Source organism: Solicola gregarius (assembly GCF_025790165.1).
GTDB lineage: Bacteria > Actinomycetota > Actinomycetes > Propionibacteriales > Nocardioidaceae > Solicola > Solicola gregarius.
Genome location: NZ_CP094970.1, coordinates 2382876 through 2407052 on the forward strand (window position 1 = coordinate 2382876; position 24177 = coordinate 2407052).

The 24177-nt window shown below is 68.3% G+C and carries 21 protein-coding genes; 14 read left to right on the forward strand and 7 right to left on the reverse strand.

Annotated elements, in window-relative coordinates:
* Nucleotides 1-49 precede the first annotated feature (49 nt).
* From L0C25_RS11870 to L0C25_RS11880, 3 genes are all read left to right on the forward strand, one after another.
* Nucleotides 50-793, forward strand: coding sequence for a TetR/AcrR family transcriptional regulator (locus L0C25_RS11870; protein ID WP_271636697.1), 744 nt, complete (start codon nt 50-52; stop codon nt 791-793).
* A gap of 90 nt (nt 794-883) precedes the next feature.
* The gene (locus L0C25_RS11875; protein ID WP_271636698.1) at nt 884-2152 is read left to right on the forward strand and encodes an aspartate kinase; all 1269 of its coding nucleotides are present in this window, start codon (nt 884-886) and stop codon (nt 2150-2152) included.
* On the forward strand, nt 2149-3183 hold the full coding sequence (locus L0C25_RS11880; RefSeq protein ID WP_271636699.1) for an aspartate-semialdehyde dehydrogenase: 1035 nt from the start codon (nt 2149-2151) through the stop codon (nt 3181-3183). The genes L0C25_RS11875 and L0C25_RS11880 overlap by 4 nt, the downstream gene beginning before the upstream one ends.
* A gap of 1 nt (nt 3184) precedes the next feature.
* On the opposite strand, the gene L0C25_RS11885 is transcribed toward L0C25_RS11880, so the two are convergent.
* Nucleotides 3185-4036 (reverse strand): GH25 family lysozyme, encoded by an 852-nt coding sequence (locus tag L0C25_RS11885; RefSeq protein ID WP_271636700.1) that lies wholly within the window; start codon nt 4034-4036, stop codon nt 3185-3187.
* 96 nt (nt 4037-4132) lie between these two features.
* Nucleotides 4133-4726, reverse strand: a complete 594-nt coding sequence (locus tag L0C25_RS11890) for a TetR/AcrR family transcriptional regulator (RefSeq protein WP_271636701.1) — start codon at nt 4724-4726, stop codon at nt 4133-4135.
* Between the two features lie 56 nt (nt 4727-4782).
* On the opposite strand from L0C25_RS11890, the gene L0C25_RS11895 reads away from it, so the two are divergent.
* The gene (locus tag L0C25_RS11895) at nt 4783-5445 is read left to right on the forward strand and encodes a nitroreductase/quinone reductase family protein (protein ID WP_271636702.1); all 663 of its coding nucleotides are present in this window, start codon (nt 4783-4785) and stop codon (nt 5443-5445) included.
* Here the strand turns inward: L0C25_RS11895 and L0C25_RS11900 are convergent.
* Nucleotides 5423-7408 (reverse strand): acetoacetate--CoA ligase, encoded by a 1986-nt coding sequence (locus tag L0C25_RS11900; protein ID WP_271636703.1) that lies wholly within the window; start codon nt 7406-7408, stop codon nt 5423-5425. The two genes, L0C25_RS11895 and L0C25_RS11900, sit on opposite strands and share 23 nt — an antisense overlap.
* 25 nt (nt 7409-7433) lie before the next feature.
* Entirely contained in the window at nt 7434-8306 is an 873-nt protein-coding gene (locus L0C25_RS11905; RefSeq protein WP_271636704.1) for a hypothetical protein, read from the reverse strand.
* Nucleotides 8307-8507: 201 nt separating this feature from the next.
* On the opposite strand from L0C25_RS11905, the gene L0C25_RS11910 reads away from it, so the two are divergent.
* On the forward strand, nt 8508-9992 hold the full coding sequence (locus L0C25_RS11910; RefSeq protein WP_271636705.1) for an alpha/beta hydrolase: 1485 nt from the start codon (nt 8508-8510) through the stop codon (nt 9990-9992).
* Between the two features lie 9 nt (nt 9993-10001).
* Here L0C25_RS11910 and L0C25_RS11915 read toward each other — a convergent pair whose 3' ends face one another.
* Both L0C25_RS11915 and L0C25_RS11920 read right to left on the reverse strand, forming a co-directional pair.
* Nucleotides 10002-10664 (reverse strand): response regulator, encoded by a 663-nt coding sequence (locus L0C25_RS11915; RefSeq protein ID WP_271636706.1) that lies wholly within the window; start codon nt 10662-10664, stop codon nt 10002-10004.
* A complete protein-coding gene (locus L0C25_RS11920) occupies nt 10657-12369 on the reverse strand; it encodes an ATP-binding protein (protein WP_271636707.1) in 1713 nt (570 codons plus the stop codon). The genes L0C25_RS11915 and L0C25_RS11920 overlap by 8 nt, the downstream gene beginning before the upstream one ends.
* Here L0C25_RS11920 and L0C25_RS11925 point away from each other — a divergent pair.
* Nucleotides 12360-13787 carry a GntP family permease gene (locus L0C25_RS11925; RefSeq protein ID WP_271636708.1) on the forward strand — a complete coding sequence of 476 codons (1428 nt, stop codon included), beginning with the start codon at nt 12360-12362 and terminating at the stop codon, nt 13785-13787. The genes L0C25_RS11920 and L0C25_RS11925 overlap by 10 nt on opposite strands.
* On the opposite strand, the gene L0C25_RS11930 is transcribed toward L0C25_RS11925, so the two are convergent.
* Nucleotides 13780-14649: a LysR family transcriptional regulator gene (locus L0C25_RS11930; RefSeq protein ID WP_271636709.1), complete on the reverse strand. Its 870-nt coding sequence runs from the start codon at nt 14647-14649 to the stop codon at nt 13780-13782. The genes L0C25_RS11925 and L0C25_RS11930 overlap by 8 nt on opposite strands.
* A gap of 121 nt (nt 14650-14770) precedes the next feature.
* Here L0C25_RS11930 and L0C25_RS11935 point away from each other — a divergent pair, with 121 nt between their 5' ends.
* From L0C25_RS11935 to L0C25_RS11970, 8 genes are all read left to right on the forward strand, one after another.
* Nucleotides 14771-16129 carry an NtaA/DmoA family FMN-dependent monooxygenase gene (locus L0C25_RS11935; protein ID WP_271636710.1) on the forward strand — a complete coding sequence of 453 codons (1359 nt, stop codon included), beginning with the start codon at nt 14771-14773 and terminating at the stop codon, nt 16127-16129.
* A gap of 58 nt (nt 16130-16187) precedes the next feature.
* Complete coding sequence (locus L0C25_RS11940; protein WP_271636711.1) at nt 16188-17738, forward strand: ABC transporter substrate-binding protein; 1551 nt, start codon at nt 16188-16190, stop codon at nt 17736-17738.
* Entirely contained in the window at nt 17735-18790 is a 1056-nt protein-coding gene (locus tag L0C25_RS11945; protein ID WP_271636712.1) for an ABC transporter permease, read from the forward strand. Before L0C25_RS11940 ends, L0C25_RS11945 begins: the two co-directional genes overlap by 4 nt.
* The gene (locus tag L0C25_RS11950) at nt 18787-19680 is read left to right on the forward strand and encodes an ABC transporter permease (RefSeq protein ID WP_271636713.1); all 894 of its coding nucleotides are present in this window, start codon (nt 18787-18789) and stop codon (nt 19678-19680) included. Before L0C25_RS11945 ends, L0C25_RS11950 begins: the two co-directional genes overlap by 4 nt.
* On the forward strand, nt 19664-20689 hold the full coding sequence (locus L0C25_RS11955) for an ABC transporter ATP-binding protein (RefSeq protein ID WP_271636714.1): 1026 nt from the start codon (nt 19664-19666) through the stop codon (nt 20687-20689). Before L0C25_RS11950 ends, L0C25_RS11955 begins: the two co-directional genes overlap by 17 nt.
* Entirely contained in the window at nt 20686-21756 is a 1071-nt protein-coding gene (locus tag L0C25_RS11960; RefSeq protein WP_271636715.1) for an ABC transporter ATP-binding protein, read from the forward strand. Before L0C25_RS11955 ends, L0C25_RS11960 begins: the two co-directional genes overlap by 4 nt.
* 76 nt (nt 21757-21832) lie before the next feature.
* The gene (locus L0C25_RS11965; RefSeq protein ID WP_271636716.1) at nt 21833-22987 is read left to right on the forward strand and encodes an LLM class flavin-dependent oxidoreductase; all 1155 of its coding nucleotides are present in this window, start codon (nt 21833-21835) and stop codon (nt 22985-22987) included.
* A gap of 3 nt (nt 22988-22990) precedes the next feature.
* Complete coding sequence (locus L0C25_RS11970; RefSeq protein ID WP_271636717.1) at nt 22991-24139, forward strand: CaiB/BaiF CoA transferase family protein; 1149 nt, start codon at nt 22991-22993, stop codon at nt 24137-24139.
* Nucleotides 24140-24177: the final 38 nt, after the last annotated feature.

Below are 24177 nucleotides of genomic sequence, written 5' to 3' on the forward strand. Positions count from 1 at the left end.
CCATACACAGATTTGCGCAAGAGGGTTCCGGGAAGATAGAAGGTGAGCCATGGAGTCCGATGGACAGACGGCGCTGCCGCCGGGTCTCGATCTGCTGTGGGGCCGCCGCGAGCGAGGCCGCAAGGGGCCGAAACCGGGGCTGACTCTCGAGGCGATCGTCGAACAGGCGATCGCGATCGCCGATGCCGAGGGGCTGTCGGCGGTATCGATGGCGCGCGTCGCGAAGGACCTCGGGTTCACCACGATGTCCCTCTACCGCTACGTCGACAACAAGGACGAGCTGCTCCAGCTGATGTGGAACGCGAGCTCATCCGGGGCTCCCGAGATCGAGGGCGACGACTGGCGTTCGAAGCTGCGCTCCTGGGCGATCGGGCAGTGGACGATGCTCGAGGCCAGGCGGTGGATCCTCGAGCTACCGATCGTCACCCCTCCTGCGGGGCCACAGGCTCTCGCGTGGATCGAGCAGGCCATGGCCGCGCTGGACGGCACCGGGCTGAGTGATGCCGAGTCCATGGGGGTGGTCGGGCTGCTCAGCTCGTACACACTTGGCGAGGGTCGGATGGCGTACGACGCCGCGGTGGCCGCCGAGCGTGGCGGACAGTCGTACGACTATGCCGCCGTGCTCCGCGCCGTGGCCGAGGAGCACACGTACCCGTCGATCCACCGCGTGGCGTGGTCGGGCGAGATCGACGACCCCGAGGGATCGGGCGAGGAGGAGAGCTACCTGTTCGGTCTCGAGGTCATCCTGGATGGCATCGCCGCCCGCATCGAGCGGGCCGAGCGATCCAGCTGACGGACGAGCGTCGGGCGGCCGAACACCGGGCCTTAGAATGGTCGGGCGCAGCGTGGCGCGCCTCCAAACGTATCGATCAAGGAATTCTTCGTGGGCATTGTCGTGCAGAAGTACGGCGGCTCGTCGGTCGCCGACGCCCAGAGCATCAAGCGAGTCGCACAACGGATCGTCGCTGCCCGTAAGGCCGGCAACGACGTCGTCGTGATCGTCTCGGCGATGGGTGACACGACCGATGAGCTGCTCGACCTCGCGCACCAGGTCTCGCCTCTGCCGACCGGGCGCGAGCTCGACATGCTGCTCACCGCCGGCGAGCGGATCAGCATGGCGCTGCTCGCGATGGCGATCGGCAACCTGGGCCAGGAGGCGCGGTCGTTCACCGGCTCGCAGGCGGGCGTGATCACCGACTCGACGCACGGCAAGGCGAAGATCATCGATGTCACGCCCGGCCGGATCGAGCACGCGCTCGAGGAGGGCGCGATCGCGATCGTCGCCGGCTTCCAGGGCGTGTCACAGACCAGCAAGGACATCACCACGCTCGGCCGTGGCGGTTCGGACACGACGGCGGTGGCGCTCGCCGCCGCACTCGAGGCCGATGTGTGCGAGATATACACCGATGTCGACGGCATCTTCACCGCCGACCCGCGCATCGTGCCGACGGCGCGGCGCATCCCCGAGCTGTCGTACGAGGAGACGCTCGAGATGGCGGCAGCGGGCGCGAAGATCCTGCATCTTCGCTGCGTCGAGTACGCCCGCCGACACAGCATGCCGATTCACGTCCGCTCGTCGTTCTCGACGAAGTCCGGTACGTGGGTCGTCGAGGCACCCGAGGAGAAGCCCATGGAACAGGCCATCATTTCCGGCGTCGCGCACGACCGCAGCGAGGCCAAGATCACGGTCGTCGGCGTACCGGACAAGGTCGGCGAGGCCGCGGCCATCTTCGAGGTGCTCGCCGACTCACAGATCAACATCGACATGATCGTGCAGAACGTCTCGGCCGCGGCCACCGCGCTCACCGACATCTCCTTCACCCTCCCGCTGGCCGACGGCCAGACGGCGATGACCGCCCTCGCGCGCCTCAAGGACCAGGTCGGCTACGACCAGCTGCTGTACGACGACGGCGTCGGCAAGGTGTCGCTGATCGGCGCCGGCATGCGGTCACACCCCGGCATCACGGCGCGGTTCTTCAAGTCCATCGCCGATGCGGGCGTGAACATCGAGATGATCTCCACCTCGGAGATCCGGATCTCGGTCGTCGTCAACGAGGACCAGATCGATGACGCCGTCGCCGCGGCGCATGCGGCGTTCGACCTCGACTCCGACGAGGTCGAGGCCGTTGTCTATGGAGGCACCGGACGATGAGTGGACTCAACATCGGCGTGGTCGGCGCGACCGGGCAGGTCGGCGCCGTGATGCGCAGGCTGCTCGACGAGCGTGACTTCCCGGTCGCCTCGATGCGCTACTTCGCGTCGGCGCGTTCGGCCGGTCGTACGCTCCCGTGGCGCGACGAGCAGATCACCGTCGAGGATGCCGCGACCGCCGACCTGTCCGGCCTCGATGTCGCGTTGTTCTCCGCGGGCGGAGCCACGTCGCGCGAGCAGGCACCGCGGTTCGCGGCGGCGGGCGCCACGGTTGTCGACAACTCGTCGGCATGGCGGATGGATCCCGACGTGCCGCTGATCGTCAGCGAGGTCAACCCGGGCGCGATCGCCGATGTACGCAAGGGGATCATCGCCAACCCGAACTGCACCACTATGGCCGCGATGCCCGTGCTCAAGCCGCTGCACGACGAGGCCGGACTCGTTCGGATGGTCGCTTCGACGTACCAAGCGGTCTCGGGCAGCGGCCTCGCCGGCGTGGCCGAGCTTGCCGAGCAGGCCACGAAGGTCGCCGACCGCGCGAGCGAGCTCACCCACGACGGTTCCGCGGTCGACTTCCCCGAGCCGCACAAGTACGTGGCCCCGATCGCGTTCAACGTGCTGCCGATGGCCGGTTCGGTCGTCGACGACGGCTCGTACGAGACCGACGAGGAGCAGAAGCTGCGCAACGAGAGCCGCAAGATCCTCGACATCCCCGAGCTTCGCGTATCGGGCACCTGCGTACGCGTGCCGGTATTCACCGGTCACTCGTTGTCGCTGAATGTCGAGTTCGCCGACCCGATCTCGGTCGACCGGGCCACGCAGGTGCTGTCGGCCGCGCCGGGAGTCGAGCTGGCCTCCGTTCCGACGCCGTTGCAGGCCGCGGGCAACGACCCGAGCTACGTCGGTCGCATCCGCCAGGATGCCAGCGTCGAAGGCGGCCGCGGCCTCGTGCTGTTCGTCAGCAACGACAACCTGCGCAAGGGCGCTGCGCTCAACACGGTGCAGATCGCCGAGCTCCTCGCCGACCGCTGACTCAGCCCGTCGCGAGCGCGACGAGCCGGTCGTACGCGCCGTTGAAGTAGTCCTGGTCGAGCGGATCCGACGTCCACTGGTGGAACGTGTGGAACCCCCAGCCGCCGAAGAGCACCGGCGGGTCGTTCTGGTAGTCCGCTGCCCACAGCGGGTTCGTCTGCGAGAACGCGCTCGTGTCGCCCATGCACGGCACCCACCAGTTGCGCGCCGTGTAGATCACGACGTCTCGACCGGTCAGGTCGCGGTAGGTGTCGCTGAAGTCCTGCACCCAGGAGGTCAGCTGGCCGGCCGTCATGCCGAAACAGGTGTCGCCGTAAGGGTTGTACTCGATGTCCAGGACGCCCGGAAGCGTCTTGCCGTCGCCCGACCAGCCGCCGCCGTGGTCGACGAAGTACTGGGCCTGCGTCGCTCCCGAGGACGTGTCGGGGGTCGCGAAGTGGTACGCGCCGCGGATGAGCCCGGCGCCGTACGACCCGTTGTACTGGCTGGTGAAGTACGGGTTGGTGTAGCTCGTGCTCTCGGTCGCCTTCACGTACGCGAACGACGTGCCCTTGCTCTTCCAGGATCCCCAGTCGACGTCGCCCTGGTAGCTCGCGACGTCGATACCGGTCACATCCGAACCCTGGGTAGAGATATCGCCGGTCTGTCGGAGCGCCCGGTCATCGGTGAGCGGCGGTGCGGGGGTGTGCCGCCAGCCCATGTACGCGTCGCCGCGGGCGTCGATGCCTGCGCGTTCGGCGATCGGTTTGGGTTCGTCACCGCTCGATGCGTCGACGGGAGCCGACACGAGTGCGAGGGCCGCAACGGCGAGCGTTGCGAGCGCTGTGGTGCGTAGAGTCTTCGTTCTGCCCATGGCTTGCTCCGGGTCTCGAGTGCTGATGAGCAGAGGATTCCCAAGCCTGGATGGCGTTTAAACACGCCCCGTTGGTGGGAGGCTGTCAGGAATCGCTCATTCGCCGACGGCCAGGACGGCGTTGATCCCCAGCCCGAGCGCCTCTGACTGCGTACGGCGCGTTAGCCAGCGCCCGGAGCTGACCGCGTGCAGAGCAAGGCCGTCCGCGATCGCGATCGCGACGTGTGCCGCCAGCTCGGCGGTGTCCTTGGGCGTGCGCGTGCCCCAGGCGCGTACGAACGCGTCCGTGAGCGCCACGTGGATCTCGGCCAATGCGGCCTGCTGTGTCGAGGCGAGCGTCGGATCCGTCGCGGCGCGGGCGGCGAACGCCAGGTGGATGCGGGTCTCGGCCACTCGCCGCTTGTCCAGCGGTAGCAGCTCGCGCAGGACGAGGGTCAGGTTCTTGCGTACGTCGCCACCGATCTTCACCGAGTCGAGCCGGGTGCGCAGCCGGCGTACGACCTCGTCGTACGCGGCGGCGAGCATGGCGTCCTTGGTCGGAAAGTAGTGCTGGACGGTGCCGATCGAGACACCTGCGTGCGCTGCCACCTCGCGTACGCTCACGCGGTCCAGGCCGTGTTGGTCGACGATGGCGAGCAACGCCCCGGTGATCGCGGTCGATTTGCTGGATTCGGTTGACTCCTCGCTCATGCGTGGCATCATACAGTCGTATGAAGCCATACAGTCGTATTACAGCACCGCGGGGGATGCTGGCCGGGACGATTGCGGCCCTCGCCCTCGTATGGTTGCTCCACTTCACCGGGCTCGGCGGAGGCGTGATCGCATGCTCCGTCCAGTCGGTTGTGTACGTCGGCCTCTTCGCGCTGACCATGCGAAGCCGTCGTGCCAAGGTTCTCGTCGTCCGAACCGTCCAGCGGTGGACGATCAACCCACTGATGAGGCTCTTCCTCTCGATCGGCATCAACCCGCTGGGGTTGGCGATCCTCGAGACCTGCGGCCGTAGGTCGGGCAGGGTTCGCCGCGTCCCGGTCGGCAACGGGCGCCAGGGCGACTCGTTCTGGATCATCGCCGAGCACGGGATGCGCGCCGGTTACGTGCACAACATCTCGGCGGACCCGCGGGTGCGCGTACGCCTGCGGGTCGGTCTGCGGTACCGGTGGGTCCGCGGCATCGCGACCGTGCCGCCCGACGACGACGCGTTGGCGCGGCAACGGCGAATCATCGCCTGGCATCCGCTCCGCGCGCTGAACGCGATGAACGTGCGGGTACTCGGCGCCGATCTCGTCACCGTGCACGTTCGGCTGCTGCCGACGCCCCGTGGGCCGCACGTCTCGGCCCCAAAATCTCAGGATCTGGGGCTGAAACGTGCGGCTCAGGCGGCGGCGCTCAGCGCCGGGCGTACGTCGTGAACGCGTCGAGCGACTCGGGGTTTGCGAGGGCGCCCTTGGCTGCGGCGTTCTCGGCGTCGGCGCCCTGCAGGATCTTCTTGACCGGCACCTCGAGCTTCTTGCCCGACAAAGTGCGTGGCAGTGCCGGCACCTGATGGATGCGATCGGGTACGTGGCGCGGCGAGAGGTTCGTACGTAGCGCGGATGCGATCGAGCGAGTCAGTGCGTCGTCGACGGTGGTGCCCTCGGCGGGTACGACGAACAGGATCAGCTCGCCGGCGCCGCCGCCGTCGTCCTCGAGGTGCACGACAAGGCTGTCGGCAACCTCCGGGAGCGCCTCGACGACCGAGTAGAACTCCGCGGTGCCGAGGCGTACGCCGCCGCGGTTGAGCGTGGCATCGCTACGGCCGGACACGATGCATGAGCCGCGCTCGGTGACCGTGATCCAGTCGCCGTGCCGCCAGACGCCGGGGATGTGCTCGAAGTACGCGTCGCGGTAACGCGATCCGTCGGCATCGCCCCAGAACCCGACCGGCATCGACGGCATCGGTGCGGTGATGACAAGCTCTCCCAGTCTGCCGATCACCGGCTCCGCCTGCTCGTCGTACGCCTCCAGCTTGCAGCCGAGGAAGCGACAGGAGATCTCTCCGGCGTACACCGGCAGCAGCGGTACGCCGCCGATGAAGGCGGTGCAGACGTCGGTGCCGCCGGAGATCGACGCGAGGTGCACGCCGTCGCCGAGCGCTTCGTACACCCACTCGAATCCCTCGGCGGGCAGCGGTGCCCCGGTCGATCCGACGCCGCGCAGTCGGGACAGATCGGCGATCGTGCGCGGCTCGATGCGGCGTTTGCGACACGTCAGCAGGTATGGCGCGCTGGTGCCGAAGTACGTCATCTCGGTGCGTTCGGCCATCCGCCACAGCTCGCCGAGATTCGGCGATCCCGGATTCCCGTCGTACATGATGATCGACGAGCCGACCGACAGGCCCGACACCAGCAGGTTCCACATCATCCAGCCGGTCGTGGAGAACCAGAAGAAGCGATCGTCGGGCCCGAGGTCGCTCTGCAGCGCGAGCGCCTTGAGGTGCTCGACGAGGATCCCTCCGTGGCCGTGCACGATCGGCTTCGGCAGGCCGGTCGTGCCCGAGGAGTACAACACGTACAGCGGATGGTCGAACGGCACCGGCTCGTACGCGAGCTCGCCCGGTTCAGAGGTGAACGCGGCCCAGGAGACTGCGTCATCGGGGGCCGCGCGGTCGGGCTCGAGGTAGGGCAGCCAGACGACGTGCTCGAGGGTCGGCAGCGCCTCACGGATCGCGGCAACCTCCTCGCGTCGGTCGATCGGCTTGTCGCCGTAGCCGTAACCGTCGACCGCCAACAGCACCGTCGGCTCGATCTGGCGCCAACGGTCGACAACGCTGCGCGTGCCGAACTCCGGCGCGCACGACGAGAACGTCGCGCCGAGACTAGCCGCCGCGAGCAGCATGATCAGCGTCTCGGGGATGTTCGGCGCGTACGCCGCCACCCGATCGCCGCGCTGTACGCCCATGCGTACGAGGCCGGCCCGCGCCCTGCCCACCTGGTCACGCAGCTCGGCGGCCGTCAGACGTACCGGAGCGCGCGTCTGTGACTCACCCAGCACGACGACGTCGTCGTCGGTACGTCCGGGCATCCGCAGCACGGCCTCGGCGTAGTTGACCGTCGTACCCGGGAACCACACTGCACCGGGCATCGCCGCGTCCGACAAGGCGACCTCGGGCGTCGACGACGAGGCCAGATCCGACAGGCCGAAGTACTCCCACACCGACATCCAGAACGCGTCGAGGTCGTCGACCGACCACTGCCACAGCGCGGCGTACGACTCGAACGTCAGCCCGCGTACCTGCTCCAGCCATTCGAGGTAGTCACCGATGCGAGTCGTCGTGCGTACGTCGGCCGGCGGCGACCAGAGCGGAGCGTCGTGCGGTGCTGCGGGTTTGTCCATGCGGGTCAGTATGCCGCCTGGTCATTCACCTGCTGCCGAAGTGTGCGATCAGCAGGTGGGACACGAGGTAGGAAGCGCCGCCGAGCAGCGGGGTGACGAGCAGCATCCACGCCGAGAACACGATCGGAAGGAGCGCTGCGAGGATCACGATCACGACGAGCAGAACGGCGAGCAGCGTTGTGGCGTTGGGATCCGGTAGGCCGCGCCACTTCAGCAGGGAGCGGCCGGCGACGAGCGAGACGATCAGGACCGCGACGAGGACAACCGCACCCGTGCCGCCGCCGGCGGGGGTGTTGTAGATCGCTTGGAACGTCTGCATCCCGGCGTACACGAGGCCGGTGAGCAGAGCCCCGACGACGAGGCCGGTTGTGGTCGCCCACACGGGCTGAGGGATCCGGCGGCGACCGGCCAACTTCTCGGCGAGCTCCGCTGCCAGCTCCTGGGACTCGGACGGCTCGGCCGCCGTGTCGGTCTCGTCGGGCTTGCTGCCCGGACGCTCGCCGGCGATCCGGCGTCGTTTGGTCGTCTCGTCGTCGCGCTCGAGCGTGTCGACACCGCCAGTGTTCGTACCCTTGCGGCGCCGCAGCAGACCGCTGCGCTTGCTCAGGGCGATCTCGTCTCGCCATCGCTTCGCCATTGCGCCAGTGTGACACGGGCCGGCGACGGCGTTCCCACGTCGGTCCGTCAACGGCTCGCGACCAGGGGCTCCATGATCTCGGTCCGGCCCAGGTCCGTCCCAACCCTCGAGGTCACCTTCGGCCTCGTCCACCGTCGCGCGGTGCCGTTGGTCGAACGACGCCTCGACACCGGCCATCGCGGTCGCGGGGCCGGGGCCCTGCCGCGCCGCGATGCGTACGGACGCCGACGACGCCGGATACGGGTCGAACAGATGCGCCATCGAGATCACCCCGTCGTACGTGATTGGGCGTGCTGTCGGCGACAGCCCATCGCATGCGACTTTCTCGGGCCTTTCACGCGATGACAGCGGGTCCGGGGCAGTCGCGCGAACACAATGTACGCAAGCGTGACCCGCGTCACGTGAGATCGCACGATCGAGGGTAGCTGTCGTCAAGGTGATCGAGCCTAGGGAGGCAACCCAATGACGGTTTCACTGATGCTCCGGGCGCGCGTACGTGCCCTCGCCGATCGACGATCCTGGCGGGCGGCGGCGCTCGTTGCCGCAGGTGCCTGCGTCGTCGTCGGGCCAGGTGCGATGGCCGACGCGGACGAAGCGCCGGCGGCACCCGGGTCTGTAAGAGCGACGCTCCCCGAGGCGGAGTGCCCGTCGTCGATTCCGAACGACACGACGTGCTACTCCGGACGTCAGGAGTCCGGCGCGTACTACTGGATCGCGGTGCCCGACGACTGGGCCGGCGACCTGGTCGTCCATGCCCATGGCGGCCCCGGCCTCGGCGCCGCCGACCCGGAGCGCAGTCTCGACGATCTCGACCGCTGGTCGGTGATGGTCAAGGAGGGTTACGCATGGGCGGGCACCTCGTATCGCCGCGGTGGGTACGGCGCGCAGATGGCCGCCACCGACACCGAGCAACTGCGCAAACTGTTCGTCGACTCCTTCGGCGAGCCCAGGACCACCCTGCTGCACGGCCAGTCCTGGGGCGGTAACGTCGCAGCCAAGCTCCTGGAGATGTACGGCAAGGGCTCCTCGAGTCCTTACGACGGGGCACTGCTGACCAGCGGTGTGCTCGGTGGGGGTAGTCGCGGGTACGACTACCGGCTCGATCTGCGGGTGGTCTACCAGTACTACTGCGGCAACCATCCCCGTCCCGACGAGCCGCAGTACGCGCTGTGGCGCGGGCTGCCAGCGGACTCGACGATGACGGACGAAGATCTGGAGCAGCGGGTCCAGGAGTGCACCGGGTACGAGTCACCCCCGAGTGAACGCACCGCCGAACAGCGCAAGGCACTGTCGAACATCCTGTCGGTGGTCCGCATCCCCGAGGAGACCCTGGTGTCCCACCTCGAGTTCGCGACGTTCACCTTCCGAGACATCGTGCACGAGCGGCTGGGAGACGAGAACCCGTTCAGCAACCGCGGTGTCCGCTACTCCGGGTCCGACGATGATCGGGCTCTCAACCGTGGCGTCGCCCGGTATCGGCCCGACAGGTCCGCGCGTCGTGACCTGTCGTTCGACAGCGACCTCACCGGACACGTGTCGATCCCGATCCTGACGCTCCATGCGATCGACGACCCGACGGCGTTCGTGGAGCACGAGTCGGCGTACCGCTCCTCGCTCGAAGCGGCAGGTGCGTCCGAGCATCTCGTCCAGACCTTCACCAGGGAGGACCAGCACAGCACCCTCAGCGCCTCCGAGTACGCCGCGGCGATCGGCTCTCTCGACGACTGGGTCAGCGCGGGCCAACGGCCGTCACCCTCGTCGGTAGCCGCCGACTGTGCCGCGGAGGACGCTTACTACGGTGAGGGCTGCTTCGTCGATCCGAGCTTTCAACCCCGCCCGTACTTCGACCGGGTCCGCCCCAGGCCGGGACACACGAAGTGGCCGGCGATCACTTGGAAGCAGTATCAGAGGTGGGATCGCGCCGGCGATATCGGAATCGACTACTAGTGCAGGGCACTAGGTGAGAGCCCGCCAGACGTACTCGATCACGGGGCGGCCCGTGGCGGCGTAGCGCGGCCGGCGGACGGCCAGGCCGATGTCGTGGAGGTACTCGAGGTAGCGCCGGGCCGTTACTCTCGACGACGACATCCGGTCTGCCACCTCCGCCGCGCTGAGGGCGTCGGCCTCCTGCAGCAAACCGGTGACCGCGTCCAGCGACTCCGGGCTCAGCCCTTTCGGCAACGTGTTGTTCGTCGTCGCTCGCGGCCGCGACAGCAGCCGGTCGACGGACTGCTGGTTGGTCACCACCTCCTGGCCCTCGACCGTGCGCCGGTGGTTCGCCCACGACTCGAGACGCTCGCGCAGGGCCGTGAAGACGAAGGGCTTCAGCAGGTACTGCGCGATACCCAGCGAAGCCGCCTGGCGTACGACGGTCAGCTCGCGGGCAGACGTGACCGCGATGACGTCGGTGCCGTCGCCGGCTGCGCGCATCGCGCGGACGACGTCGAGGCCGTGTCGGTCGGGCAGGTTCATGTCGAGCAGCACGACGTCGATACCCCCGTTGGAGAGCGCGCGCAACGCCTCCTGCCCCGTGTACGCCGTGCCGGCCAACTCGAACCCGGCAACGCGTCCGACGTACTCGCCATGCGCTGCCGCCGTTGTCGGCTCATCCTCAACCACGAGAACTCGTAGCATCGGTCACCTCGTCTCGATTGGCAGTCGGATCGAGGCTGAAGGGCAGCTCGACCGAGAACATCGCACCTTCCTCGTCACGCACCTCGATGGTGCCGCGCAGCCGGTGGACCGTCTGCTGTACGAGTGCAAGACCGAGGCCGTGCGCTTGCTCTCCGGAGCTCGACTTCGTCGACCAGCCCCTGGTGAACATGATCGAGGTGTCGGCCGGGGGACCGTCGCCGGAATCGACGACGTCGACGTGCAGCCGACCGTCGGCGACGTGGAGGCCGATTTCGACCCTTGCCGGCCTGTCCCGCCCAGTGGTGCGATTCTGCGTCGCGTCGAACGCGTTGTCCACCAGGTTGCCGACGATCGTGACCAGATCGCGCGCCTCGAACACGCCCTCGGGGAGCTCACCCTCGACCTCGACCTCGAACTCGATCCCGAGCTCTCCCGCCTCCGAAGCCTTGCCAAGCAACAGCGCAGCCAGGGTGGGCTCCTTGATCGACGACACCAGATCGTCGGTCAGTCGCTGGGCAAGGTGCAACCCGTCGACGGCGAAGGCCTTGGCCCGTTCCTGGTGCCCGAGCTCGATGAGTGACACCACCGTGTGCATCCGGTTCATCGCCTCATGCTGCTGACTTCGCAGCGCGTCGGTCAGACTGCGTGCGCGGTCGAGCTCACCCGTCAGGGCCTCCAACTCGGTGCGGTCGCGCAGCGTCGTGACGGTGCCGAGATGCCGACCCTGCCATTGGGTGCTGGTCTGGTTGAGCACCAGGACCCTCGAGGCGGAGACGTGGAGTTCATCCTCGCGTCGCTCACCGGATGACAACGCCGCTGCAAGGTCCTCGGGAAGGCCGAGTTCGTCAACCCTGCGGCCGATGTCGTCGGGTCCGAGTTCGAGCAGTCGGCCCGCCTCGTCGTTGATCAGGTGTACGCGCCCGTCGACGTCGACCACCATCAGCCCTTCGCGTACAGAGTGGAGGACCGCGTCGTGATGGTCATACATCGCCTGTAGCTCCGACGAACCCAGACCGTGCGTCTGGCGCCGCAGCCGGCTCGTTATCAGCCACGTCGCGACAGTCCCGGCCAGCAACACCAGCACCGCGAAGCCCACCATCAGAGGCATCCGGGTCGCGAGCACCTCGCTCACCTGACTGGTGGTGATGCCCACGGAGACCAGCGCGACGACCTCGCCGTCCGAACGGACCGGCACCACCGCTCGTACCGACGGTCCCAGGGTGCCGGTGTAGGTCTCGATCACCGTCCCGCCGGCGGCCGCGGGCGCGATCGTGCCGATGAAGGTGTGCCCGATCCGGGTCGGGTCCGGGTGGCTGTAGCGCGTACCGGTCGGGCTCATGATCACCACGAAGTCCGTGTCGGTGCGGACCCGGACACGTTCGGCCAGCGGTTGCAGCGTCTCGCTCGGATCTCGGTCGTCGAGTGCCTGGAGTACGGCCGGCATCTCCGCGATCGTCGAGGCCACGCTGACGCTCACTTTGGCGGCCCGGTCCTCGCTCGTGTCGGCCACCTGGAGGTACGCGCCGGCGAGACCGGCTCCCAACAGCAGCACCACGACAGCGAGCTGCAGCGCCATCAACTGGGCAGCCAGGCTCCACTGGCGGGGATGTCCTGGGTGGTTCACGATGCGCGCCTCGACTCGCTGCGTACGTAATGAACAGAAGGGTGACCCTCCACATTGTGGCCGCAACAGTGGTGTCCGTCACACCGGCGCCCCAGGGGTTCGGCCCCGTTGCAGAAGGCAGGTACACCTTGATCGCCCTCAACGCCACCGTCGCGATCCTCGCGGTGGTCCTCCTCATCATCGTGCTGCGCGTCGATCCAGTGATCTCGCTGGTGATCGGCTCGCTCTACCTCGGACTCGCCGCAGGGCTGGGTTTCGAGACGACTCTGACCACGATCGTGGACGGCTTCGGCGGCATCATGGCCGAGGTCGGACTGCTGATCGGGTTCGGAGTCCTGATCGGGTCTCTCCTGTTCTCGATGGAAGCGTTGCAGCGGCTGGTACGGCTGCTGCTCGACGTACTCGGCCCCAAACGGCTCCCGTACGCACTCAGCGCCGCCCTGAGCACGATCTTTCCGTCCATCTATGTCGACGTGCAACTGGTCCTTGCGGCGCCGTTGGCCCGCTCGGCCGCGCCGCAGCTCGGTCGTCACGGACTCGGCCTGATGGGCGGCGCGCTGACTGCGGGCATACTCGTCGGCTACGTCTTCGTCGTACCCGGCCTGGGCACCGTCTCCATCGCCGGCCTGCTGGACGTACCACTCGGCACGATGCTGGTCTACGGGCTGCTGATCGGCCCGCTCACGGCGGTGCTGACGACGTTCATCTACAGCAGGCTGCTCAAGCGCGGCTTCTGGAACCCCGAGAACGACGAGGCCGCCTCCGAGTCGTTGCTCGAGGAGGAGGCGCTCGCCGCCGAGACGGCCGACAACGGGGACGACCGCAAGCTGCCCTCGTTGTTCGTCTCACTGCTCCCCGTGCTGGTGCCCCTCCTGCTGATCGCCTTCGGCGCGATCGCCGACGCCGCCGGCTTCTCCAACGAGCTGATCGCGTTCCTCGGAAACCCCGTGCTCGCCCTCTTCCTCGGGCTGGTCGGGGCGGTGATCCTCGCCCGCGTCAGTATGGGGGTTGAGCGGGTCGAACAGGCGTTGGGCAAAGGCTTCGACACCACCGGTCAGATCCTGCTGGTCACCGGTGTCGGCGGCTCGCTTGGCGCAGTCATCGGTGCGACCGACCTCGACCAGATGCTCGGCGATCTCTTCTCGGCCGAGTCCGGTACCCCGGTGGTGGTCAGCATCCTTCTGGCGTGGCTCATTGCGGCGGTGCTCCACCTCGCCATCGGCTCGATCTCGGTGGCCGCGATCACGGCAGCCGGCATCATCGGGCCGATCGTCGGCGAGCTCGACGTTCCCGCCGCGGTCATCGGCCTCGCCATCGGCGCGGGCGCGCTCTTCGCACTGCATGTCAACAGCAACTTCTTCTGGATGTTCCAGACGCTGCTCGGAGTGTCCACGCGAGGCACCTTGAAGGCCCTGACCTTCGTGACATCGCTGGCTTCGGTGGTCGCGTTGCCGATGATCGTGGTGGTCGGCCTCGTCAGCTGACCCGTACGCGGCCAGCGACCGGCGTGAGCAGGGGGCGCAGGGCTGCGGCGGTGCGTTCGGCGAACGTCTCGGACAAACCGTCGCGAGGGCACACGGAGAGCCCGATCGGCTCGGCGAGGGGGAGGTCGTCGCGCGGTACGAGGCCGGCCGGCGTGTGCCCGAGTGTCGCCATCAGCGCGACGCCGGTACCGGCGGCGACCGCGGCCTGGACGCCGGCCAGCTGGGTGGCCTCCGCGCCGACAACGGCCGGCATGCCGTGGGCAGCGAGGGTTTCGAGGGCACGGCTACGCAGTACGCAAGGCTTGTCGAACGCGACCACCGGCACCGGTTCCTTCGCCGGTGGGCAACGCCATGACGGTGACGCGTACCACGTCAGATCGAGATCGCCGACCGGTCGCGCTCGAGGATCCGTCGCCGTCAGCTGCAGCACGAGGTCGACGGTGCCGGCGGAGAGTGCCTCGCGAAGGCGCGGACCGCGGTCGATGCGGAACCGGAACCGGTAACCCGACGGCTCGGTCTCGAGCGCCGCGGCGAGCGGCGGGAGGAGCTGGGCGGCCGCGTGCTCGGTCGAGCCGATCGTGATCGTCTCGTCCGGGTCGACCGCGAGACTGCGCAGCGTGTCGTCGTGGAGATCGAGCAGCCGACGTGCCTGCGCGAGCAGCTGCTCGCCGGAGTCGGTGAACCGCGAGCCGCGGCCGTGTCGCTCCATCAACGGCCGGCCCACGACCCGCTCGAGCCGGCGTACGTGCTGGCTCACCGCGCCCTGGCTCAGGTGCAGCGACGTTGCGGCGCGCTGGAAGCCGCCGCAGTCGGCGACGGCCACGAGGCTGCGTAAGGGCGCGATGTCCAGCTGACGGCTCATATCGATCGATCCTTCGATCACGGTTCGTGATGGTCCGACATCACGAACGGGAGTTGGATTCTCGAGTTTAAGTCATCTAAGTTGATAGACAAAGAACGCAAGCCACGTGTTGGAGCGACCGATGACCTCGAAGCGACAGATGCACCTCGGCGCCGTGCCGTACGGCACCGGCGGACCGGGAAGCCACACGCTGTGGCTCGACCCGGAGATCCCGGGCGACGCAAGCGTCGACATCGCCTGGTACGTCGAGATGGCACGGCTCGCCGAGCGCGGCAGGTTCGACCTGGTCTTCATCGTCGACAGCCAGTTCATCACCCCGAACTCGCCGCCGCACTATCTCAACCGGCTCGAACCGCTCACCCTGTTGAGCGCACTTGCGACCCAGACCGAACACATCGGTCTCGTGGGTACGGCGACGACGAGCTTCAACAGCCCGTTCAATCTGGCACGCCGCCTCGGCTCGCTCGATCTGATCAGCGGTGGGCGCGCGGGCTGGAACGTCGTCACGACCGGCGACGCCGGTACGGCCGGGAACTACGGGCTCGACGACCACTACGACTACGAAACCCGGTACGGCCGGGCGAGCGAGTTCATCGAGCTGGCACAAGCGCTCTGGGACTCCTACGAGGACGACGCCTTCGTACGCGACCGCACCTCCGGCGCCTTCCTGGACCGCGGCAAGCAGCACCGGCTCGACCACGACGGGAAGTACTTCAAGGTACGCGGCCCGCTCAACCTCGTCCGCTCCGCACAGGGCCACCCGGTGATCTTCCAGGCGGGCGATTCCGAGCAGGGCCGAGATCTTGGGGCGAGTCTCGGCGAGGGCATCTTCACCCACGCGGCAGACATCGGCGCCGGCCAAGCCTTCTGCGACGACCTCAAGACTCGTGCCCGGGCGAAGTTCGGACGTCGCCCCGACCAGCTGGTGATCATGCCCGGCATCAAGGTCGTTGTCGGCGACACCGACCAGGAAGCGCGCGAGATCGAGGCGTACAACAACGACCGCGACCATACCTTCGATGCGGCGCTCGGCGAGTTCGGCCGCCCGTTCGGCTGGCACGACTTCCGACAGTACGACCTCGATGCCCCGTTCCCGGCAGACGTTCTCGCGTACGGCGAGCGCTCGTTCTACACGCGGGCGCGGGCGATCACCCAGCAGGCGGTGGAGAACCGCTGGACCCTCCGCGAGACCGTCGAGTCGACCCGACAGTTCCACCGGGGTGAGTTCGTCGGCTCGGCGCAGACAGTTGCGGCGAAGCTCATCGAGTGGTGGGAGGCGCGGGCCTGCGACGGTTTCAACATCGGCATCGACCATCCGTCGAACTTCCGCCGGGTGGTCGACGAGGTCGTTCCGATCCTGCAGGAGCGCGGTGCGTTCCGCGCCGACTACGACTCCACCACGCTGCGCGGACACCTCGGGCTTCCGATCCCGGCCAACCGCCACACCGAGCGTCGCGAGGCGGTCGACGAGGCCGTCTGAGCCCTGCGCGCGAACCCGACACACCGTCCCGACAGAACCGACGAAAGGCAGACGCGCCATGGCGACGCCCGCGCGCTCCACCCGATCACCCGCGAACCTCAGCCGCCGCGGATTCCTGGGCCTCAGCCTCGGGGCCGGCATGCTCCTCGCCCTCGAGGCGTGCGGCGGGACGTCGACCGGCGTCGGTACGAGCGGGGGCACGATCAAGTGGGCCTGGCAGCTGCCCACCACGTGGGACCCGGTCACCTCGTCGGCGGGCTCGGACGTACAGATGCTGGCTCTCGTGTACGACCCGATCACGGCGCTCGATCGGCAGGGCAACGCCGTACCGTGGCTTGCCGAGTCGTGGGCGTACGACAAGTCGGGCACGAAGGTGACATTCACGTTGCGGCCCGGACTGAAGTTCAGCGACGGCAGCCCGCTCGACGCTGCCGCCGTCGTCAAGTCGATCGAGCGCGGTCGTACCCAGGACGGTTCGCTGATCGCTCCGCAGATGACGACGATCAAGCGGGTCTCCGCCTCGGGAGCGCGCGATGTCGTCGTCGAGCTGAGCGAGATCGACTATCAGTATCCGCTGCTGTTCGCCGGTAAGACCGGGATGGTCGTCAACCCCGCCGCCTTCCAGGACGATGTCGACTCATTGGCGACGCAACCCGCGGGGTCGGGGCCGTTCGCCGTGACCGCGTACACCCAGAACGACCACGCGACGATGAAGAAGAACACCAACTTCTTCGCGGCCGACGAGATCAAGGTGTCGGCGTTCGAGCTCTACCCGCAGGCCGACCCGGCGACCGTCGTGGCGTCGGTGCAGTCCGGCCAGTACAACGTGGCCCGCCTTGCGGGCGCGCAGGTGCAGCAGGCCGAGGACGCAGGCCTCGACGTACAGGTCATCGAATCGATGTACGTCAACTGCCTCGACGTACACGCCGGCATGGAGCCGTTCAAGGACCCCGCCGTCGTCGAGGCGCTCAAGTACGCGATCGACCGCGAGAAGATCAAGAAGGTCGCCAACTTCGGTGTCGGGGACGTCAACTATCAGCCGTTCCCGCCCGGGTACGTCGGCTACAATCCCGACCTCGCCGACCTCTACGCCTACGACCCGGAGAAGGCGCGAACGCTGCTCAGCGATGCTGGCGTCACCTTGCCCGTGCCCGCGGTGCTCACCAACTCCGGCCTGGCCGACGCGGCGGTCGAGCAGATCCAGTCACAGCTCAACGAGGTCGGATTCGACGCGACCATCGAGACCATTCCGTCGACGCAGCACACCCAGCTCGTCTACATCGAGCACTCCAGAGCGCTCACGTACGACGGGTTCGCCGGACGCGAGTCGCCGGTGCAGGCGTTCCAGGTGCTGTTCGGCGCCGAGGGGCTGATGAATCCCGATCGCGCGAGCAACCCGAAGCTGGTGGCACAGCTGAAGAAGGTAAAGGAGACCCCGACCGACGCGGACGAGTACCCCGCGCTTCTTCAGGAGGCGACCAAGATCGCGGTGACGACCTTCCCGAACACGTTCTTGTACCTCGCTCCCGCGATCGTGGCCCGCAACAACGTCTCGGATCTCCCCGGCCTGCCGAGCCTGATGCGATTCGAGGGAGTGAGCGCTTCGTGAGCGTCGCGTCCACGACCGCCGGCTCACGTGTGCCGCAGTCGTACGTCCGCCGGGCGGGTGCGCGGTTCAACCAGGCAATTCCCTTGCTGAGGTCGGCGGCCGGTGTGCTCGTGATCACCGCCACCGTTCTCTTCCTGGCCTCGGTCATCACGTTCGCGCTCGGCGCGCTGAGCGACAGTAACCCGGCGGCCGCCGCGCTCGGCGAGACCGCGACACCGGAGGACATCGAACGGCTCAACCACGAGTTCGGGCTGGACCGGCCGCTGGTCGTGCAGTACTTCGACTGGGTAGGCGACGCCCTCCGTGGCGACCTGGGCCGATCGTGGTTCACGACGATCCCGGTGACCGACAGCATCAAGACCGCACTCCCGGTCGACCTGTCGATCGCCGCGCTGGCGCTCGCACTGGCCATCCTGATCGGCGGCGGAGCCGGCATCGGTGCCGCGCTGAGCAACGGCGGGGCCTTCGACCGGGCTGTCACGCTCGTCTGCTCCGTGCTCGGTACGCTCCCGCCGTTCATCATCGGCATAGGGCTGATCGTGATCTTCGCGGTCAAGCTGCAGGCTCTTCCCGCGGGTGGGTACGTGCCGATAAACGTCGATCCACTGCAGTGGTTGCGTTTCGCCATCCTGCCCGCGCTCGCCCTCAGCCTCGACGTCGCCGCGTCGATCGCACGTCAGCTTCGTACGTCCCTGATCGGTCAGCTGCATGAGAACTATGCGGTTGGTGCGCAGATGCGGGGCTTCGGCCGTCGGCGCGTGCTGTTCGGGCACGTACTGCGCAACGCCGCCGGGCCGACCCTCGCGGTGATCGGACTCGCGATCCCGCTGATCATCGGGGGCGCCGTGATGACCGAGAAGCTGTTCGGACTACCTGGAGTCGCCCAGCTCGCGTTGCAGGCGGCCGAGAAGGGCGACGTGCCGGTCGTGTTGGGGACGCTGATGGTGACCGCGGTCATCGTGGTGGCGGCGAGCCTCGTGATCAACGTGCTGCAGCTGGTGCTCAACCCGGTCGCCCGGCGCGGCGAGCGTACGACGGGAGCTGGCCGATGACCACGCTGCGAGCGCTGTGGCGGATACCGAGCGCACGAGTCGCGCTGCTGGTCCTGGTGGCGGTGGGATTCCTGACGATCTTCGGCGAAGCTCTGGCGCCGCACGACCCGCTCCACCAGTACACCGACGACGTCCTACAGGGACCGAGCGCCGAACACCTTCTCGGCACCGACTACGTCGGCCGCGACGTGCTGAGCCGGGTGATGGCCGGCGCTCGCCTGTCGGTCGTCGGTGCGGTCGAGGCGGTGCTCATCGGCGCGGTCCTCGGCGTACCCTCCGGGCTCGCCTCGGCGTGGCTCGGACCACGACTCGAGTGGATCACGCTCCGCGTCAGCGACACCTTGGTGATCCTGCCGTTCACGGTCTTCGCGATCGCGGTGGCGGGCACGCTGGGCAATGGGCTCCAGCAGGCCATGATCGCGATCGGGGTGCTGATCAGCCCGATCTTCTTCCGGGTCACCAGGTCGGTGGCGATCGGGCTGCGAAAGGAGCAGTACGTCGAGGCCGCCGAGCTGATGGGCGCGACCGAGTGGTGGACGCTGCGAAAGCACATCTGGGCCAAGGTGCTACCGAACGTGGCGGTCGCGTTGGCGCAGGCGACCGGGGCGGCTCTGCTCGTCGTCGCATCCCTGTCCTTCCTCGGTCTCGGCGTCACGCCGCCGGCACCCACCTGGGGCGGCATGCTCGCCTCCGATCTCGGCTTCCTCGCTCAGCAACCGTGGGCGCCGGTCTTCCCGGCGATCCCGATGATGGCCACCGTCGGCTCCCTCAACCTGCTCGCCGACGTCATCCGCGACGTCGCCGGAGCGTCGACGCTCCGGCGACGCCGGTCGCGCCAGACACCCGTGTCGATCCAACCGAAGGAGCAGAACGATGTCGTCAAGGCGTGAGCGCACCCTCGAGGTCGAAGGCCTGCAGGTTTCGGTCGGCGACCACCTGGTGGCGGTTCAGGATGTCTCGTTCGCGGTCGCACGCGGTGAGGCTGTCGGACTGGTCGGGGAGTCGGGCAGCGGCAAGACACTCACCTGTCGGGCGGTACTCGGCCTACTACCCGAGTCCGGCGAGGTCGACAGCGGCCGGATCGTTCTCGGCGACGGCAGGGACGCGCTCGAGCTGACGGGAGCTCGGCGCGCGACCTGGGACCGCGTGCGGGGCGTACGCCTGGGCGCTGTGTTCCAGGACCCGGCGTCGTACCTCAACCCGTCGCTGACCGTCGGGCACCAGCTCACCGAGCAGCTGCGGGTGAAGCGCGGGTCGTCCCGCGGGGAGTCCCGGCAGCGTGCGATCGAGCTGTTCGCCGAGGTCGGCCTGCACGACCCGGCCGGTGTCTTCCACCGCTATCCGCACCAGCTGTCGGGAGGAATGCTGCAGCGGGTCTTGATCGCCATCGCGATCTCCTGCGAGCCCGAGCTGCTCATCGCCGACGAGGCCACCACCGCCCTCGACGTGGTCATCCAGGCCGAGATCCTCCGGCTGCTGCAGCGATTGCGCGAATCGCACGGACTCTCGCTGTTGCTGGTGAGCCACGACCTCGCCGTCGTCGCAGAGACCTGCGAACGCATCCTCGTCATGTACGGCGGGCAGATCGTCGAGGAAGGGCCCGTCGACGAAGTGCTCGGCAATCCCCAACACCCTTACACACAAGCGTTGATGGGCGTCGCGACGATCGGTGACTGGAGACGCCGCAGGCTCGAGGTGATCTCGGGCCAACCGCCTGCCGCCGGCGAGCGGATGCCCGGCTGCCGGTTCGCTCCGCGCTGTGCGTACGCCTCGGCGGAGTGTCTGGCCGGTCCGGTCCCGCTGACCGAGGTCGACGAGGTCCGCTCAGTGCGGTGCGTGCTGCACGCGAGCATCGCCGAACGCCGCGCCGTCGGGACCGGCCGGGAGGTGTCGGCATGACCGCGACCCACGACGTACCCGTCGATACGCGGACTCCGCCCAGATCCTCGCCGTTGCTGCGCGTTCGCGGCCTGTCGGTCTCGTACGCGCCGCCGAAGAAGGCGACCAGCCTCGGCACCGGGGCCGCGCTGTCGGACGCCGATCTGGAGGTCGAAGCCGGCACCATCATCGGCATCGTCGGCGAGACCGGCTCCGGCAAGACCACGCTCGCCCGCGCAACCGTCGGCCTCGTCCCGCCCGCGGCCGGACAGATCGAGTTCGCCGGTACCGACATCGGTCGGCTGCGTGGCCGGGCCCTTCGCCGCTTCCGACGGTCGGGTCAGGTGCAGCTGGTGTTCCAGGATCCGCTTCGCTCGCTCGACCCGGACCTGACCGTTGCCGATCTCGTTCGGGAACCGCTCGACATCGCGGGTGCGCTGCCTCGCGGCGAACGTGTCGAACGGGTCGCCGAGTCACTCCGGATGGTCGGGCTCGAACCGGACGGCGTCCTCGGCCGTCGGCCTCGGGAGCTGTCCGGTGGACAACGCCAGCGCGTCTCGCTGGCCCGTGCGATCTCTACCCGGCCGCGCTTGCTCATCTGCGACGAGCCGGTGTCCGCGCTCGACGTATCCAATCGCAACCTCGTACTCAACCTCCTCGACCGGCTCCGATCGGAGCTCGACCTGGCCATCGTGGTCATTGCCCACGACCTCAGCTCGCTCGCCGGAATCGCCGACCGGGTCGCGGTCTTCTATCGCGGCAGGATCGTCGAGCACGGCCCGATTCGTACGACGCTGGAACGACCGGCCCACCCGTACACCGCTCTGCTCGCGGCCTCGGCTCCGAGCCTCGCCCAAGCGGACCAGTTGCGTCCCGATCAGCTGTTGCCGGAGTCGGGGACGCGCCCATGGGCGGCCGACAGCGGATGCGTGTTCGCCCCGCGATGCAGGTTCGCGCACGACGCCTGCGTCGACCAGCCCGAGCTCACCCCGGTTCCTCGTACGCCCGAACGGCAGGCGGCATGCCACGTCGCCGTGAGCTGGCGTGACCGCGTCGGCGCGTACGACGTTGCCTCGGAGTCCGCGTGAGCACCCAGTCCATCAGCATCATCGCCAACCAGGCGACCGACCGACCGGCACCTGCCGGACGAGAAACGGAGACACCATGAGCCGTCACGCGAGTCACCGCGACCGCTACGACAACGTCGAGATCCTCGGCATGATCGGCACCGCCGAAACCTCCGAGATCCGCCCGGGCAGCGGTCCCGTGGTCGATCCGGACTACACCGCCCGCTTCGCGCGTGCCCATGAGGACGGCGGTTTCGACCGGGTCCTCATCGGCTATGGCTCGGGCTGGGCGGAGGGCGCGCAGGTCGCGGCGTTCGCGGCCGCGCACACCGAGCGCCTCGGCCTGCTCGTCGCCCACCGGCCGGGCGTCATGCACCCGGCCCTTGCGGCGCGGACGTTCACCACGCTCGACCAGTTCAGCAGCGGGCGGGTGGCGCTCAACATCGTCACCGGCAGCACCGACGTGGAGCAGCGTCGCGAAGGCGACTACGTACCCCACGACGAGCGGTACGCCCGGACCGACGAGTATCTGCAGATCCTCCGCGATGCGTGGGACAGCCCCGGCCCTCGTGACTTCGACGGAACGTACTTCCGGTTCGAGGGCTTCTCCCCGAAGGTCTTTCCCTACCAGGGGCGGCATCTCGAGCTCTTCTTCGGCGGCAGCTCACCGGCCGCGTACGTCGTGGGCTCCAAGCATGCCGACACGTACATGCTCTGGGGCGAGCCATTGCGGCAGACGGGTGAGCAGATCGAGACCATCGAGCAGAAGGCCGTCGCCGCCGGTCGGCCGAGCAGGCCACGCATCTCCGTGTCGTTCCGGCCGATCCTCGGCGCAACGGACGACGCGGCGTGGGAGCGAGCGCACGGCATCCTCGACACCTTGAACGGCAGCGTCGGCGAGCAGTTCAAGGACCGGATCGGCAATCTCCACCCGCGCGGTGAGGCGCCACAGAACGCAGGCTCACAACGCCTGCTCGCCGTCGCGGAGCAGGGCGACGTGCATGATCGCTGTCTGTGGACTCCGACGACCTCCGCGGTGGGCGGCGGCGGAAACTCCACGGCACTGGTCGGTTCTCCGGAGACCGTCGCCGCCGCGATCCTCGACTACGTCGAGATCGGTGTCGACACGGTGCTCATCCGCGGGTACGACCCGCTACAGGACGCGGTCGACTACGGGCGCCACCTGCTGCCGTTGGTACGCGAGGAGCTCGCTCATCGGGCCTCCACCCGCGCCGAACAGACGGCAGTCTGAGCAGTGCGGCCACTGGACGGAGTACGCGTGGTCGAGCTGGCCCATGTCGCCGCCGGGCCGTTCGCGGGACAACTGCTCGCGGACCTCGGCGCGGACGTGGTCAAGGTCGAACCGCCCGGCGGCGACCAGATGCGCGCGTGGCCGCCGTTCGCCACCGATGCGGACGAGCGGTTCAGCCACAACTTCGCATCGGTCAACCGCAACAAGCGTTCCGTCGTGGCGGACCTCAAGGACGCAACGGACCTCGACCGGGTACGCGGGTTGGTCTCGGCCGCGGACGTCGTGGTCGAGAACTACCGTCCGGGTGTGCTCGACCGGCTCGGGCTCGGCTACCCGGCCGTCAGCGACGGGCACAACGGCCTCGTGTACTGCTCGATCTCGGGCTACGGCCGCAACAGCCCGTACGTCGACGACGGCGCCTACGACGTCGTCATCCAGGGGATGTCCGGGCTGATGAGTGTGACGGGGGATCGGGACGGCGCGCCGGCGAAGGCAGGCGTACCCGTCGGTGACTTCACCGCCGGACTCTATGCCGCGTACACGATCGCGGCGCTGTTGCCTCAGGTACGCGAGCGCGGCCGGTCCGTACATGTCGACTGCCCGATGCTCGACTGCCTGTTGGGTGTTTCGGCACTGCAGACCAGTGAGTACTGGGGTTCCGGCCGCGAACCTGCCCGGCTCGGTACGGCGCATCCGCGCAACGCTCCGTACCAGGCGTTCTCTGCGGCAGACGGAGACTTCACGGTCGCGGCCGGCAACGACCGGCTGTGGGCCGCGGTGGCCGAGGTCGTCGGGGTGTCCGAGCTCGTCGACGACCCGCGATTCGTCACCCAGGTCGACCGGGCACGCCATCAGTACGAGCTGCAGTCCCTGCTGCAGGAGCGGTTCACGGCCGAGAAGCGCGAGCACTGGCTGGCCGAGCTCCGTGCTCGGGGCGTGCCGTGCGGCCCGGTCAACACGTTCGGAGAGATGCTGGCCGATCCGCACGTCGTCGCGACGGGGCTCGTGGAGCCGATCGAGGTCCCGGTCGCAGGGTCGACGCCGACCATCGTGTTCCCGGTGCGAATCGAAGGCGAGAACCCGCGTCTCGATCGAGGAGCGCCGCGACTGGGCGCAGACGCCGACGTGTACGACGAGTGGGTGGCGAGATGAGCCTCCGGGTCGACCGACGCGCGGAGTGGACCGTCACC